Here is a 14,553-nt window from a genome sequence, read left to right on the forward strand (position 1 = left end):
ACTGGGCCCACGCCCGCAGGGTTCCCTGCCCGAGCTTGCGAGGGATAGGGAGCGGGTGGGGATTAGCGGACCTCGAAGCCGGCGTCGCGGATTGCCGTCTTGACCTGAGCCATCATGTCGTCCGGGCCCCAGTGGAAGATCGAAGCGGCAAGCACCGCGTCTGCTCCTGCCTGCACAGCGGGCGGGAAGTGCGCGGGCTCGCCCGCGCCGCCGGAAGCGATAATCGGAACCTTGACGGCGGCGCGGACCAGCCGGATGAGCTCAAGGTCGAAGCCGTCCTTGGTGCCGTCGGCGTCGATGGAGTTCAGCAGGATCTCACCCACACCGCGGTCCGCTGCTTCCTTAGCCCAGGCGATCGCGTCGATCCCGGTGCCCTGCCGGCCACCGTGGGTGGTCACCTCAAAGCCCGACGGCGTGGGCTCGGATCCGGGACGGGTGCGCCTGGCGTCCACGGACAGCACCAGCACCTGGGAACCGAAGTGCCGGGTGATTTCGTCGATGACATCGGGGCGGGCCACAGCTGCAGTGTTGATGGAGGCCTTGTCGGCTCCAAACCGCAGCAGCTTGTCCACCTCCGCAACGCCGCGGACGCCGCCGCCGACCGTGAGTGGAATGAACACTTCCTCGGCGGTGCGCCGGACGACGTCGAACGTCGTTTCCCGGTTGCCGGAGGAGGCGGTCACATCGAGGAAGGTGAGTTCGTCGGCGCCGGCGTTGTCGTAGCGGTGCGCCAACTCAACGGGATCACCGGCATCGCGGAGGCCCTCGAAATTGACGCCCTTGACCACGCGGCCGGCGTCCACGTCCAGGCAGGGGATAACGCGGACGGATACAGCCATGACTTCTCCTGTTGTACTGCTGGGGGTGTGCTGAGGGAAACCGGGTCAGATCCGGCAGGCGTGGATGCTGCTGACCAGGATGGCGCGGGCGCCGAGGTCGTACAGCTCGTCCATGATCCGGTTGGTTTCCTTCTTGGGCACCATGGAGCGCACGGCCACCCAGTCCGAATCGCGCAGCGGCGAGACGGTGGGTGATTCCAGGCCGGGAGTGAGGCCGGCGGCCTGCTCCACGAGTTCCTTGCGGATGTCGTAGTCCATGAGCACGTACTGCCGCGCCACCAGGACGCCCTGCAGGCGGCGGATCAGGACGTCGATCTCCTTGGCCGTGCCGTTGGCAGCGCCGCCCTCGCCGGTGCGGCGGATGAGGACAGCCTCGGACTTGAGGATGGGGTCACCGAAGATTTCCATGCCGGCGGCCTTGAGGGTGTTGCCGGTCTCGACGACGTCGGCAATGGCGTCCGCCACGCCGAGGCGTACGGAGGATTCCACGGCGCCGTCCAGCCGGACCACCTTCGCCTTGATGCCGCGTTCCGCGAGATAGTCGCGCAGGAGCCCGTCGTAGCTGGTGGCGAGTCGCTTGCCCTCGAGTTCCTCCACGGTGCTGAAGTCGCCGACCGGGCCGGCGAAGCGGAATGTTGAGCCGGCAAACCCGAGCGGAAGCAGTTCCTCTGCCTCCACCTGTGCGTCCAGCAGGAGGTCACGGCCGGTGATGCCGACGTCGAGCGTTCCCTGCCCGACGTACACGGCGATGTCCCGCGGGCGGAGGAAGAAGAACTCGATGTCGTTGTCCGGATCCACCATGACCAGTTCACGGTTGTCCCGGCGCTGGCGGTAGCCCGCCTCGGACAGCATGGCGGAGGCGGCTTCGGACAGGGATCCCTTGTTGGGTACGGCTACACGCAGCATTAGGAGGTCTTTCTGGTTTGGAAGGGTGGGTCAGTCAAGCGGGGCCACGCAGAGGCGGCTAGAGATGCTTGTAGACGTCTTCCAGGCTGAGGCCTTTGGCGAGCATCAGGACCTGCAGGTGGTACAGGAGCTGCGAGATCTCTTCGGCCGCGGCCTCGTCGGATTCATACTCGGCTGCCATCCAGACTTCGGCCGCTTCCTCCACGACCTTCTTGCCGATGCCGTGGATTCCCGAGTCCAGTTCGGCGACGGTCCGGGAGCCTTCGGGGCGGGTCGCTGCCTTCTCGCTCAGTTCGGCGAACAGCGTCTCGAAATTCTTCACGCCCTCCAGCCTACTTGCTCCGGGCAGGGGCCCGCGTGTCGGGCAGTTCCATGACGGCGGGGATGTGAGCGATTACACACGGAGTGTGCTTGCGCCCGCATCCCCGCACGTGCCCTGGAACTGGGGAAATACGTTTTAGTAGTTCTTAAGAAGCAGCGCCGTGGACAGTGCGGCCGTGACGGCCTCGTGCCCCTTGTCCTCGGAGGATCCGGGCAGGCCTGCCCGGTCCAGGCCCTGCTCTTCGGTGTCGCAGGTGAGCACGCCGAACCCGACCGGCACACCGGTGCGGACGCTCACGTCGGTAAGTCCCGACGTCGCGGCCTGGCAGACGTAGTCAAAGTGCGGCGTTCCGCCGCGGATCACGACGCCGAGTGCGACGACGGCGTCAAAGTGCGGCGCCAGCCGAGCAGCAGCCACCGGGAGTTCGAAGCTGCCTGGGACGCGCAGCACGGTCGGCTCGCTGATGCCGGCGTCCTTGGCAGCGCGCAGGGCGCCGTCGAGGAGGCCATCCATGATCTGGGTGTGCCAGCTGGCCGCGACGATCGCCAGCTTCAGCTGCGACGTTTCAGCGGGGTCGAGGGTGGTGAGGTCAATCTGGGGTGCGCCGTGTCCGCTCATAAAGTGGTCCTGATCCGTTCAGTCTTGTTCGTGTTCAAAAGTATCGGTGCCGGTGCGGGGAAGCCCCGCGGTCTCGGTGTCGAGGTTCAGCAGGTGGTCCATGCGGTCCTTCTTGGTCTGCAGGTACCGGAGGTTCTGTTCCCGGGACGGCACCTCGGTGGGCACCATCTCGACGACCCTTACGCCGGCCGTAGCCAGGCGGTTCTGCTTGTCCGGGTTGTTGCTCAGCAGCCGGATCTCATGCAGGCCCATCTCGGCCAGAATCTGCGCCGCTGCCTTGTAGCAGCGGGCGTCGACGGGCAGTCCGAGCTGTTCGTTGGCCTCGACGGTGTCGAACCCGGCCTCCTGCAGGGCGTACGCCTTGATCTTGTTGGCCAGCCCGATGCCGCGGCCTTCCTGGCCGCGGAGGTACAGCAGCGTGCCGCCGTTCTCGGCGATCAGCTCCAGGGCGTAGGCGAGCTGTTCGCCGCAGTCACACCGGTAGGAGCCGAACACATCGCCGGTGAGGCATTCCGAATGCAGGCGCACGAGGGGCGCCTTGCCGTCCTTGGGAGGATTCGGGGAGCTGACCGCCAGGTGCTCGGCGCCGGTCACCAGATCGGTCCAGGCCTGGGTCACGAAATCACCGAATGCCGTGGGCAGCTGGACCACGGGCCCGCAGCTCACCGGATGCGGCTGCCGTCCGTTGCTGCTCGGTTCCGCTGCTTGAGGTGCCGTCATCGTGTTTCCCCTTCTCCGGCCGGACTGACTTCCAAAGTGCTCTCCTGTGAAGATACACGGTTGCCAGCTCCCAGATAGGCAACCAGGTCCTCAATGGAGATCAGGGGGCAGCCATGCTCGGCAGCGAAAACCCGGAGGCCGTCCAGCCGCATCATCTCCCCGTCGTCGTATACAACCTCGGCAATCACGCCCACCGGCTCCAGGCCGGCAAGCCGGCAGAGGTCGACGGCCGCTTCGGTGTGGCCGGGGCGTTCACGCACTCCCCCATTAACGGCCCGCAGCGGGAAAATATGCCCGGGGCGGGTCAGGGTCTCCGGACCGCTGTGGGGATCGGCGATGATGCGGGCCGTGAGGGCCCGGTCCGTGGCCGAGATGCCGGTGCTCACGCCGGTGGCGGCGTCGCAGGACACGGTGTAGGCAGTGCCCTTCGCGTCCTGGTTGACCTCCACCATGGGCGGCAGTTCCAGCGCGTCGGCCCGGGCGCCGTCGAGCGGCACGCAGATGACGCCGGAGCTGTACCGGATGGTCCAGCCCATGAGCGCCGGTGTGGCGTGCTGGGCGGCGAAGATGATGTCGCCTTCGTTTTCCCGGTCCTCGTTGTCCACCACCAGCACCGGACGGCCGGCCGCCATGGCGCGGACAGCGTCCTCAATCGAGTCCAGCGTCATCGTGCCGGAGGTGACGTCGCCGGAAATCGCCGCGTCGAGTTTTGGCGCGCCGTCGAGATTTGGTGCGCCGTTCAGATTCAAGGTGCCGTTCACCGCTGGACCTCCTGTGCTTTTGACACTGCAGCTGCTTCCGAAACTGCAGCACCTTCGATGCCGGCTGCCGGGCCTTCCGTGCGGAACGCGAGCAGCCGCTCTGTGTACTTTGCCAGCACATCCACCTCAAGGTTCACCCTGCTGCCGGCCGGCTTCGCGCCGAGGCCGGTCTCTGCAAGGGTGGTGGGGATGAGCCCCACCTCGAACCACGGCGCCGTCTCCGACGCCGGGCTGACTGCCGTGACGGTGAGGGAAACGCCGTCGATGGCGATGGAACCCTTTTCCGCGATGTAGCGTGCCAGGCGCTGGGGAACGCCGAACCGGAGCCGTTCCCAGTTCCCCTGCGGTTCGCGTTCGAGCAGTTCGCCGACGCCGTCCACGTGCCCTTGAACCACGTGGCCGTCAAGGCGTCCGCCGGCGGGGACGCAGCGTTCGAGGTTGACGGGGTCGCCCGCCGCAAGCTCGCCGATGGTGCTGCGGATGAGGGTTTCGCCCATGACGTCGACGCTGAAGTCCTTGCCGTCGATGGCCGTGGCGGTCAGGCACACGCCGTTGACGGCGATCGAGCCGCCCAGCGGCAGCCCCTCCGCGGTGCCCGGGGCGTGCAGGCGCAGCGTTGCGCTCGTCTCCCCGTTCCGCTCCACGGACAGGACCTTCCCCTGTTCGGCGATAATTCCGGTGAACATCAGTTAGCCTCCCATGGCTGTGCCCGCTGCTGTGCGGGCAGGTAGTGAATCGGTTGACGTAGCTTGCACCCCTGCGGCGTGTGCCGCCGGGGGCGGGTCTTGGGTTTGAGGCACCGTGGCTTCCTCCGGGAGCAGGTGCAGGCGGAGGTCCCTGCCGAGGAACTGGACCGCGCCGCCGGAGGCCCGGTCCCAGTCCCACCGCTGGGCGTCCTCCAGGGTTCCGATGCCGAGGCCGTTCAAAGCCGGCGTTCCGGAGCCCAGCAGCGTGGGGGCCAGGTAGACGATCAGCTCGTCCACAAGGCCCTCGGCCAGGAAAGCGCTGAGGATCCTTGAGCCCCCCTCCACCATGACGTGCCGGGTGCCGGCGGCGAACAGCAGGTCGAGCGCCTCCCGCGGGTCACGGGTGGGCAGGTGCAGGACCTTGCCGTCATCGCCGCGGACGGCCGCGTCTTCCGGCACGTCGCGCAGTCCCATGACCGCGCGCAGCGGCTGCTTCCCTGTGGCGTCGCCGTTGGCGTCCCGGGCTGTCAGGCGGGGGTTGTCCACCAGCACGGTCTGGGTACCAACGAGGATGGCGTCGATCAGGTTCCGGAGGCCGTGGTTGTCGGCCAGGGACTCCGGGCTGGAAATCCACTGGCTGGTTCCGTCCTCGGCCGCGATGCGGCTGTCGAGCGTCTGGGCGATGTGCAGGGTGACGAAGGGACGCTTGTCGCCGACGGCTTGGAACCAGCGGCGGTTCAGCTCCAGCGCCCGTTCGGCGGCGAGTCCGCTGCGCACGCTGACCCCCGCGGCCCGCAGTGTGGCGGCTCCGCCGGCAGCGGGGTCATGCGGATCGTCGACGGCGTACACAACGTTCGCTATCCCGGCGTCGATGATGGCCTGGGCGCAGGGGCCCGTGCGGCCCACATGGTTGCACGGCTCCAGGGTCACCACCATGGTGGACCCGGAAAGGTCGACGCCGGTGCTGATCGCCGCCGCTATCGCGTCGGCTTCGGCATGCGCGGTGCCGGCACCGCGGTGGTACCCAGTCACCAGCTGGCGGCCGTCAGGTCCAATGACGACGGCGCCCACCAGCGGGTTGGCGCCCCGGGGACCCTGCAGGGCGGCTTCCAGGGCGGTTTCCATGGCGGCGGTTTCGGCGGCAGTGAAGGCCGTTACCGGCGTCTGGGCGGCGGTCACTTGGACACCGCCGGGTCCGGGAAGGCGGTCTCGATCTTGACGGCGGAGGCGGCCGTCCGGGCCTGGGTGCGGGAGGCCCGCCACCAGACGATAAAGCCGGCCAGAGTGAAGAAGCCGTAGAACAGGTACATGAAGGCGCTGGCGTAGTAGCCGGCGCTGAAGAGCAGCGGGACACCCACGATGTCCACGGCAACCCAGATCAGCCAGAACTCGGTCCACCCACGGGCCATGCCGTAGGTGGCCAGCAGCGATCCGGTGAAAGTCCAGGCGTCGGCCCACACGGGCGGGTAGGAGCCGAGGGAGTCGAAGAGCGGGGTGAGGGCGGCGGTTCCGGCCGCCAGCGCCAGCACCAGCGCAACCCGGGTTCTGGTGCTGGCCCAGGCGGGGGCAATCGCCGTCGAGGTCCCCGCCGCGCGGCGGCTCTGCTGCCAGCGCTGCCAGCCGTAGACGGCCACGATGATGAACATGACTTGCCGTCCGGCCTGGCCCCACAGGGTGGCAGGCGTGGCGGAACCGAAGACATTGCCGACGAATACAGTCAGGAGCAGGAGGTTGCCGGCGATGCCCACCGGCCAGGCCCAGACCTTGCGCCGCATGCCGCCGAGCGCACTGGCCAGGCCGAAGATGTTTCCCAGCACTTCGCGCAGAATCAGCACAGATCCGCCCACCGGAATCTGTGCCTCGAAGAGCCAACGCAGGATATCCATGCGCTTGTGTCGTTCCTTCCCTCAAGAGCCCTGACGGCTCCGGGGGTATACGACAGCGAAACGCAGCGGCGAACTGGAACGCCACAAGTACAGCTGTACGTGCTTCTCTCATCCAGACTTTAACTGTCGGTACCGGAATTTCACCGGTTCAACCGTCCGCCGGGCTTTCCGAAGAGGAAACACCGGCTCGCGGGTCGCGGACTGTCACCGCCGGTTCGGACTTACACCGACCCCGGAGCACGTATTGTGTGTTGCTATTCTGACACAACTTGGCGGGTGCCTTGGCTATTCCCGCTGCAAGAACGTCATGCGGCCGTCATGGAGGCCTGCTGGATGGCTCAGGCTAGACGCTGGCGGCCTTGCGCAGCCGGTCGATGGCTTCGGACGGATCCGCTGCCCCGTAGACCGCGGACCCGGCGACGAAGACATTCGCGCCGGCTTCCGCTGCACGGACAATGGTTTCCTCCGTGATGCCGCCGTCAACCTGGAGCGCGACGTTCACGCCCGATCCCTCGATGGCGGCGCGGGCGCGGCGGATCTTGGGCAGCGCGAGGTCAAGGAACGCCTGGCCGCCGAAGCCGGGCTCCACTGTCATGATCAGCAGCATGTCCAGCTCCGAGAGCATGTCCAGGTAGGGCTCCACCGCGGTGGCGGGCCGCAGCGCCATCCCGGCCTTCGAACCCCGGGAACGCAGCTCCCGTGCCAGCTTCACCGGTGCGATCGACGCCTCAGCGTGGAACGTGACGGAAGCGACGCCGGCGTCCGCGTAACCGGGCGCCCAGCGGTCGGCGTCGGAAATCATGAGGTGGGCGTCCAGCGGCACCGGGCTGACCGCCTGGATCCGCTGGACCACGGGAAGTCCCAAGGTGAGGTTGGGGACGAAGTGGTTGTCCATCACATCCACATGCACGGAATCAGCGTTGCTGATTTTCTGCAGCTCGGCTTCGAGGTTCACGAAGTCGGCGGAGAGGATGCTGGGGTTGATGCAGCACTGCGTCATGCGGGGTCCTTTCGCGGGACAGGAGTCGGGTTGTGTGATTCGGCGCGGAGTCAGCGCTTGCGGCGGATGAGGGCGAGGAACATGGCATCCGTGCTGTGGACATGCGGCCACAGCTGAGCGGTCTTCTCATGCCCGGCCTCCAGTCCGCCGCCCAGGCTGACGGCGTCCAGCACGCTGCCTGCGTCCAGCAGTTCCAGGTCCTCGCGTTTGCGCAGGGCATCGCTGACCACCGCGGTGGTTTCGGCCGGGTGCGGCGAGCAGGTCACGTATGCCACGACGCCCCCCGGCCGGACGGCCGCCAGCGCGGAATTTAGCAGTTCACGCTGCAGCGGCCCCAGGTCGGCCAGGTCCTTCGGAGAGCGGCGCCAGCGCGATTCAGGCCGGCGGCGCAGGGCTCCGAGCCCGCTGCACGGCACGTCCACCAGTACGCGGTCAAAGGCGGCGGGCTGTTCCGACCCGACCTCGCGGCCGTCCCCGGTCCTGACGCTCCAGACATCCGACGGCACAGCGGACAGTGCCTGGCTGACGAGCTTGGCCCGGTGCGGCGCGGGCTCGTTGGCCAGGAGCGTGGCCCCGCGTTCATTCGCCAGCGCGCCCAGCAGGGCAGCCTTGCCGCCGGGCCCGGCGCACAGGTCAAGCCAGGCCTCGCCGGCCGGGTTGTTACCTGCTCCGGGACGAGCGGCATCTGCTGCTTCGAAATCTGCCGCCTCGAAATCTGCCGCCTCGAGGGTGGCCGCAGCGAGGGCCCGGGCCACCAGCTGCGACCCGACGTCCTGCACGCGCGTGGTGCCGGAGCGGACCGACTCCAGCCTGCCGAGGTCACCGCCGCTGGAGAGGGCGGATCCTTCCACCAGCTCGCCGGGAACTGCGCCACTCTCCAGTGCCTCGTCCAGGCTTCCCAGCCCGGGAAGGGCCACCAGATTCACCACCGGAGCGGCGTTGTCCGCCTCCAGCAGCTCGGTGATTTCACTGACCGGGCGACCGTGGGCCACCAGGGACTGGCGCAGGGCGCGGACAATCCACTCCGGATGGGCGTACCGGATGGCGGCAACCTTGTTCTCGTCCTGCTCGCCGGCGACCAGCTCGGCCAGCCATTCATCCAGGCCGCGGGCCGCCACCTTCCGGAGGACGGCATTGATCAGGGCAGACGGGCCGGCACCGATGACTGCCCTGGCCAGGCCGACGGTCTGGTCCAGCGCAGCGTGGGCGGGTACGCGCATGGCGAGCAGCTGATGGACGCCGAGGCGCAGCGCATCCAGGACGGCCGGATCCAGCTTTTCCAGGGGCCGGTCCACGCAGCGGGCCAGGATTGCGTCGTAGGTGCCCTGGCTTCGGAGTGCGCCATAGCTGAGTTCGGTGGCGAACCCGGCGTCCCGCCGGTCGAGGCCGTGCTGGCGGATCCGCGCCGGCAGGACGAGGTTGGCGTAGGCGTCCTCTCCCGCGACCGCGCGCAGCACCTCAAACGCAACCAGCCGGGCAGGATCGGCCCTGCGGGTGCGCTGCGAGGGGGCATTTTCTGTGAAGCTGCGCCGGGGGCCGCGGTTCCGCTCCCTGCCCTGCGCGTTGCGCCGGCTGGGCCCTCCCCCGCCGCGGCGCTGGCCTGCACCGCCGGCACCCGAACCGCGGCTGGAGCCGCCTTGCCCGGATCCGCTTTTGCCGGAGTCGCTCATTGGAATACCACGCTTTCAAGGGAAGCCTGGCCGCGGGCCCAGTCGGCTGCGGCCATCATTTTCTTACCGGCAGGCTGCACTTTGGTGAGTTCGACGGCATGTGAGCCGGTACCCACCAGCACGTCCTTGCCGGCCAAGGCCACCTGGCCGGGCGGAACGCCGATGACGTCTGGACGGAGCCGCACCGGCTCGAGCTTCAGCCGCTGGCCGTCAAGGGTAGTCCAGGCTCCCGGTTCGGGTGTCACTCCGCGTGCCCGCCGGCCCACGGACAGGGCCGGTTCCGACCAGTCGATGCGGCCGTCGTCGAGGGTCAGCTTCGGTGCCAGGGTCACTTCCCCCTGCTGCGGGCGGGGCGATGCCGCGCCGGACCCGACGGCGGACAGTGTCTGGGCGAGCAGGACGGCTCCGCTGTGGGACAGCCGCTCAAGCAGTGCTCCGGAGGTGTCCTCCGCGCCGACGGCCTCGGTCAGCGTGCCGATGACAGGTCCCGTGTCGAGCCCTTCCTCGAGCTGGAACGTCACGGCACCGGTGATGTCGTCGCCGGCGATGACGGCCCGCTGGACAGGAGCCGCGCCGCGCCAGGCCGGCAGCAGCGAGAAGTGCAGGTTGATCCAGCCGTGCCGGGGAATGTCCAGGGCTGCCTTCGGGACAAGCCCGCCGTAGGCGACGATGGCTGCCACGTCGGGACGGGCTTCGGCAATCCGTTCGGTGACGGCAGCGTCCACCCGGGAGGCGTGGATGATGTCGATGCCGAGCTCGGCGGCCCGGGCGGCGACTGGCGACGGCGTCAGGACGCGCTTGCGGCCCACCGGCGCATCCGGCCGGGTCAGCACTGCGACAATCTCGAAGCCGGCGGCCACCAGCGCATCCAGCGACGGCACGGCGACGGACGGTGTTCCGGCGAAGAGGACCCTCATCCGGCAGCGCCGAAGCTGCCGGACCCGGACGTTGGCGCCCCGAAGCTGCCGCCGCCGAAGCTGGAACCGACGGTCTTGGCGCGTTTGGCGGTGGTCTTTTCGGTGATGGAGTCGTAGTTGGCGTTGCGGATGGAGCGCAGGGCGGCCTTGCGGTCCTCACCCTCCAGCCGGTCCGTGAAGAGGATGCCGTCCAGGTGGTCGGTTTCGTGCTGAAAGCAGCGGGCAAGCATTCCCTCCGCTTCCACGGAGACCGGGTTGCCGTTCACATCGACGCCGGTGGCCCGGGTGGCGCGGAAGCGGCGGACGGGGAAGCCCAGGCCGGGGATGGAGAGGCACCCCTCCACCTCGTCCGGCTGGAAGTCCTCGCTGTTCTCCAGCACGGGGTTGATGATGTGGCCTTCGACGCCGCCGATCCGGTAGGTGAAGACCCGGAGGCTGACTCCGATCTGGGGCGCGGCCAGGCCGGCACCTTCCACATCCTCCATCGTTTCGGTCATGTCGGCAACGAGCCTGGCCAGCTCCGGCCCGAAATCCGTGACAGGGTCGGCAACCGTGCGGAGCACGGGATCGCCGATGATACGGATATTCAGAATTGCCATGTGCAGTCATTTCCTCACGGTGACGGGTAACGGGATCCAGTCCAGTTTAGTTGCTGCGCCTTTAGTTGCTGAGCGCCCACCGGCGCAGATGCTAGGAGTACACCGGCGGCGCCAGCGGCAGCAGCGCGGGGCCGGCGCTCAGGGTGTCAGCGGACATTTCCCACACGCGGCGCAGGGCACAGAACTTCCACCAGTGGTGTTTGAGGACCTCCGGATTTGCGCGGACAGGCCGCACCTCGGTTTCACCGATGGCGACGGCGAGCAGCACCGGGGAGTCGCCGTGCTGCCACGGTTCCCACTCCCCCGCCACGGGATCCACGAGGCTCTCCTCGGCCTTCATGCCCGCAACAAGCTGCATGACCACTTTGTCATCCAGGGCCTTGACCTGGCCATCACGGGTGGTCCCCTTGGTCTTGTAGTCGATGAGGCAGGTGCGTCCGTTGATTTTCGCGACCAGGTCCAGCGTTCCCGCATATCCGACAGTCTTGTTCCACACAGTGATCTCCGGGGCGACCGGTTCCACCCGGAACAGTTCCCACCACTCATCGAAGCGGGCAGCGAAGGCTTCCTCACCGCGGGAGGCAAGCGCCTCCCGCGCTTCCTTCATCTGGTGCGGCCTGCCGAGGGCGCGCAGCGCCACCTGTTCGCAGTAGTAGTGCACCCGGTCCCCCCGCTGCGCTGCCTCGTCCCGGTAGGTTTCGGCTGCCTTTGCTGCACGGCTCACCGCCTGCCGCACCCTTGCCGGGCTGCCGAGGATCTCCGGAAGTGAGGGATCCTTAGCCAGGCTGCTGGCACCCATGTAGCCGAACCAGCCGTCCAGGCCGTGGGCCTGCTGCCCGATGACAGTGGTGATGGAGGGAACTGTGAACTGTTCCGTGGTGGAGCGGGCGTACATGCGGCCATATTCCGTGGCGTGGGCGAGGAGTGGAGCGGTCATGGTGAGACTCTTTCACAGGGGTCTGACAGTGATGCGGCAACAGATTCTTAGGCATGGAAACAGAAAAGCCCGCCCCTCCCAGTTCTTTTTCCTGGGCGGAACGGACTTTCCATCGGTGGGCGATACTGGGTTCGAACCAGTGACCTCTTCGGTGTGAACGAAGCGCGCTACCACTGCGCCAATCGCCCCGATGCATTTGAATGCTAGCGGACGTTTGCCGGTTAACGGAAATCGGCCACTGAAGTGCTGCACACCACACAGCCAGATCCCACTAGCCACGGCCAAAAGAGGGCCACCAGGACCCCCAAACTACACCCCTGTAATTCGAAAATTTGCCTAGAATTCAAGGAAGCAGGGCTGCACCAGCCACGCCGCTGACACTCGATTTGGAGTTTCCCGGAACCTCCCTGTAGAGTTCTTACTCGTTGGAACGCGACGAACTGCCAATGAGGCAAGGAATCGCTGCTCCGAAATGCGGACGTAGCTCAGCTGGTAGAGCACCACCTTGCCAAGGTGGATGTCGCGAGTTCGAATCTCGTCGTCCGCTCGCAGGACACTGTCATGGCACTGATTCCAAGGAATCAACGCCTACACGGTGGGTTGGCCGAGAGGCGAGGCAGCGGCCTGCAAAGCCGTATACACGGGTTCGAATCCCGTACCCACCTCGGTGAAAGCCATGGTTTCCGGTATTTCCGGATGCAATGGGCGATTGGCGCAGCGGTAGCGCGCTTCCCTGACACGGAAGAGGTCACTGGTTCGATCCCAGTATCGCCCACCAGAGCAAGGACACTTGCTTGTAGTTGAATGTTCCGCCCCCGGGCAGAACTTCAAAAAATGCGGACGTAGCTCAGCTGGTAGAGCACCACCTTGCCAAGGTGGATGTCGCGAGTTCGAATCTCGTCGTCCGCTCTCTTGATCCCTAGGGATCCGAACCCAGGATACCGCCGGTCCATACCGGCTCCGGGCGATTGGCGCAGCGGTAGCGCGCTTCCCTGACACGGAAGAGGTCACTGGTTCGATCCCAGTATCGCCCACGAAACAAAGCAGCTCCCCGGAGCTGCTTTTTTCTTGCCCTCATGCGGTTTGACAAGTTTTGTCAAGAACGCCTTGGCATGCACCTCCTTCGGGGCTAGGATCGAATGCGGAGGAGCGACCTGGCTCCGCGATTGAAGGGAGGTGCTCGTGGGTTTACTTGACGATCTGAAGGGCAAGGCTCAGGGTCTGATCCGCGGCAACGAGCAGGCCATCAAGGACGGCATCACCAAGGCAGGTGATTTTGTCGACTCCAAGACGGGCGGCAAATACACCAGCCACGTGAATAAGGTCCAGACTGGCGCTTCCACTCTCGTTGACAAAGCCAATGAGAGGCCAACCCAGGGACCGGTGGACCACGTTCCGCCGGCTGGGAAGGCACCGTAGCCAAGGACTTTCCCGGGCTTCGCCCCTAAACGTCAAAAAGGTGCCGGTCCCGCCGAGAGGCGGCGCCGGCACCTTTCGCGTCTCCGTAAGAAGGCGGCTTTTCTACCGTGCTCTAGGAAGGCTCATGGTTCTGGCCTTCACGGGCTAGCGCGGTAAGGCGGGAAACGGCCCTGAAGTACTTCTTCATGTAGCCCCCGGTCATCATGTCCTCGGTGAACAGCTTGTCGAAGGGAACACCGCTGGCCAGAATCGGGACATCCTTGTCATAGAGCCGGTCCGCCAGCACCACGAACCTCAGCGCAACAGCCTGCTCGGTAATGGTTTCCACGTCCCGCCAGACAACCCCGTCCACACCGTCAATCAGCTTGCGGTAGCGGCTCGGGTGGACGCCGGCGAGATGGGAGATGAGGCTGCCGAAGTCATCTTCGGCCACGGTCTTGCCGTCAAACTCCGCCTTCATGTGGGCGTGGAGTTCGCTGTTGCGCAGCGGGGCGGGTGCTGCCGGCAGGCCGCGGTGGCGGAAGTCCTCGCCGTCGATCCGGATGACGTCGAACTGGTCTGCCAGGACCTGGATCTCACGCTGGAAGTCCACGGCCGCAAAGCGGCCGTCGCCCAGCGAACCGGGCAGGGTGTTGGAGGTGGCCGCGAGCTTCACGCCGGCGTCGGCCAGTTCCCGCATGAGGCGGGACATCAGGACCGTGTCGCCCGGATCGTCCAGTTCAAACTCATCAATGCAGACGAGCTTGTAGGAGCTCAGTGCGTCAACGGTTTTCCGGAAGGACAGGGCGCCCACCAGGTTCGTGTATTCCACGAAGGTGCCAAAGGCCTTGGGGCCCGGGGCAGCATGCCAGAGTGAAGCCAGCAGGTGGGTTTTTCCAACGCCGAATCCGCCGTCGAGATAAATCCCGGCGCGGTTGTCGTCCTTCTTGCCAAAAAGCTTCTTGAACAGCCCCCCGCCGCTCCCGTTGCTAACGTTTCCGGCAAAGGCCTGCAGGGCGTGCACTGCCGCGGCCTGGCTCGGCTGCTTCGGATCCGGCCGGTAGCTTGCAAAGGACACCTGCCCGAACCTGGGCGAGGGGTAGAAACCTTTGAGGAGCTCATCAACCGACACCGCCGGCGTCCGGGTGGTGAGCTTTTCGATCTGTACCAAGGTGGTCCATTCTGCTGGTGATTAGTCCCAAGCAAGAATACCGGCATCGGCCGCCCGCCCTGCGGGCAACGGCCTACTGCCGGCGGTGCCGTGAGCAAGCACACATTTCGCCCTGTTAACACA

At 66.6% G+C, this 14,553-nt stretch carries 16 protein-coding genes, 6 tRNA genes and 1 riboswitch; of the genes, 6 read left to right on the top strand and 16 right to left on the bottom strand.

Going from position 1 to position 14,553, the window contains the following annotated elements; genetic code table 11:
- Positions 1–62: 62 nt before the first annotated feature.
- The 15 genes from hisF to BWQ92_RS01590 all read right to left on the bottom strand — a co-directional run bounded on the left by hisF (position 63) and on the right by BWQ92_RS01590 (position 12,049).
- Positions 63–839 (bottom strand): imidazole glycerol phosphate synthase subunit HisF, encoded by a 777-nt coding sequence (gene hisF, locus BWQ92_RS01520; RefSeq protein ID WP_076797922.1) that lies wholly within the window; start codon positions 837–839, stop codon positions 63–65.
- 45 nt (positions 840–884) lie between these two features.
- Positions 885–1,745, bottom strand: coding sequence for an ATP phosphoribosyltransferase (gene hisG / locus BWQ92_RS01525; protein ID WP_076797923.1), 861 nt, complete (start codon positions 1,743–1,745; stop codon positions 885–887).
- 58 nt (positions 1,746–1,803) lie between these two features.
- Positions 1,804–2,067, bottom strand: a complete 264-nt coding sequence (locus BWQ92_RS01530; RefSeq protein WP_076797924.1) for a phosphoribosyl-ATP diphosphatase — start codon at positions 2,065–2,067, stop codon at positions 1,804–1,806.
- Positions 2,068–2,202: 135 nt separating this feature from the next.
- Positions 2,203–2,685, bottom strand: coding sequence for a 6,7-dimethyl-8-ribityllumazine synthase (gene ribH / locus BWQ92_RS01535; RefSeq protein ID WP_076797925.1), 483 nt, complete (start codon positions 2,683–2,685; stop codon positions 2,203–2,205).
- Positions 2,686–2,703: 18 nt separating this feature from the next.
- Positions 2,704–3,405, bottom strand: a complete 702-nt coding sequence (gene ribA / locus BWQ92_RS01540) for a GTP cyclohydrolase II (RefSeq protein WP_076797926.1) — start codon at positions 3,403–3,405, stop codon at positions 2,704–2,706.
- Complete coding sequence (gene ribB / locus BWQ92_RS01545; RefSeq protein ID WP_076803448.1) at positions 3,402–4,073, bottom strand: 3,4-dihydroxy-2-butanone-4-phosphate synthase; 672 nt, start codon at positions 4,071–4,073, stop codon at positions 3,402–3,404. The genes ribA and ribB overlap by 4 nt, the downstream gene beginning before the upstream one ends.
- A gap of 89 nt (positions 4,074–4,162) precedes the next feature.
- Positions 4,163–4,852 carry a riboflavin synthase gene (locus tag BWQ92_RS01550; protein ID WP_076797927.1) on the bottom strand — a complete coding sequence of 230 codons (690 nt, stop codon included), beginning with the start codon at positions 4,850–4,852 and terminating at the stop codon, positions 4,163–4,165.
- Positions 4,853–4,855: 3 nt separating this feature from the next.
- Positions 4,856–5,977 carry a bifunctional diaminohydroxyphosphoribosylaminopyrimidine deaminase/5-amino-6-(5-phosphoribosylamino)uracil reductase RibD gene (gene ribD / locus BWQ92_RS01555; RefSeq protein ID WP_236783181.1) on the bottom strand — a complete coding sequence of 374 codons (1,122 nt, stop codon included), beginning with the start codon at positions 5,975–5,977 and terminating at the stop codon, positions 4,856–4,858.
- Positions 5,978–6,027: 50 nt separating this feature from the next.
- Entirely contained in the window at positions 6,028–6,738 is a 711-nt protein-coding gene (gene pnuC, locus BWQ92_RS01560; protein ID WP_076797929.1) for a nicotinamide riboside transporter PnuC, read from the bottom strand.
- A 95-nt stretch (positions 6,739–6,833) separates the two neighbouring features.
- Positions 6,834–6,983, bottom strand: a riboswitch (FMN riboswitch).
- 98 nt (positions 6,984–7,081) lie between these two features.
- On the bottom strand, positions 7,082–7,738 hold the full coding sequence (gene rpe / locus BWQ92_RS01565; RefSeq protein WP_076797930.1) for a ribulose-phosphate 3-epimerase: 657 nt from the start codon (positions 7,736–7,738) through the stop codon (positions 7,082–7,084).
- Between the two features lie 50 nt (positions 7,739–7,788).
- Complete coding sequence (locus BWQ92_RS01570; RefSeq protein WP_076797931.1) at positions 7,789–9,408, bottom strand: RsmB/NOP family class I SAM-dependent RNA methyltransferase; 1,620 nt, start codon at positions 9,406–9,408, stop codon at positions 7,789–7,791.
- A complete protein-coding gene (gene fmt, locus BWQ92_RS01575; RefSeq protein WP_076797932.1) occupies positions 9,405–10,325 on the bottom strand; it encodes a methionyl-tRNA formyltransferase in 921 nt (306 codons plus the stop codon). Before fmt ends, BWQ92_RS01570 begins: the two co-directional genes overlap by 4 nt.
- Positions 10,322–10,924, bottom strand: a complete 603-nt coding sequence (gene def / locus BWQ92_RS01580; protein ID WP_076797933.1) for a peptide deformylase — start codon at positions 10,922–10,924, stop codon at positions 10,322–10,324. Before def ends, fmt begins: the two co-directional genes overlap by 4 nt.
- 91 nt (positions 10,925–11,015) lie before the next feature.
- On the bottom strand, positions 11,016–11,861 hold the full coding sequence (locus BWQ92_RS01585; protein WP_076797934.1) for a PD-(D/E)XK nuclease family protein: 846 nt from the start codon (positions 11,859–11,861) through the stop codon (positions 11,016–11,018).
- A gap of 116 nt (positions 11,862–11,977) precedes the next feature.
- A tRNA-Val gene (locus tag BWQ92_RS01590) sits at positions 11,978–12,049 on the bottom strand.
- A 286-nt stretch (positions 12,050–12,335) separates the two neighbouring features.
- On the opposite strand from BWQ92_RS01590, the gene BWQ92_RS01595 reads away from it, so the two are divergent.
- The 6 genes from BWQ92_RS01595 to BWQ92_RS01620 all read left to right on the top strand — a co-directional run bounded on the left by BWQ92_RS01595 (position 12,336) and on the right by BWQ92_RS01620 (position 13,280).
- A tRNA-Gly gene (locus BWQ92_RS01595) sits at positions 12,336–12,408 on the top strand.
- A 47-nt stretch (positions 12,409–12,455) separates the two neighbouring features.
- Positions 12,456–12,526: transfer RNA gene (locus BWQ92_RS01600), tRNA-Cys, on the top strand.
- A gap of 38 nt (positions 12,527–12,564) precedes the next feature.
- Positions 12,565–12,639 (top strand) — tRNA-Val (locus BWQ92_RS01605).
- Between the two features lie 58 nt (positions 12,640–12,697).
- Positions 12,698–12,770 (top strand) — tRNA-Gly (locus BWQ92_RS01610).
- Between the two features lie 53 nt (positions 12,771–12,823).
- Positions 12,824–12,895: transfer RNA gene (locus tag BWQ92_RS01615), tRNA-Val, on the top strand.
- Positions 12,896–13,043: 148 nt separating this feature from the next.
- A complete protein-coding gene (locus BWQ92_RS01620) occupies positions 13,044–13,280 on the top strand; it encodes an antitoxin (protein ID WP_076803449.1) in 237 nt (78 codons plus the stop codon).
- Positions 13,281–13,392: 112 nt separating this feature from the next.
- On the opposite strand, the gene zapE is transcribed toward BWQ92_RS01620, so the two are convergent.
- Positions 13,393–14,430, bottom strand: a complete 1,038-nt coding sequence (gene zapE / locus BWQ92_RS01625) for a cell division protein ZapE (RefSeq protein WP_076797935.1) — start codon at positions 14,428–14,430, stop codon at positions 13,393–13,395.
- Positions 14,431–14,553 lie beyond the last annotated feature (123 nt).

Origin of the sequence: Arthrobacter sp. QXT-31 (genome assembly GCF_001969265.1) — a bacterium.
In the GTDB taxonomy this organism is placed as follows: Bacteria; Actinomycetota; Actinomycetes; order Actinomycetales; family Micrococcaceae; genus Arthrobacter.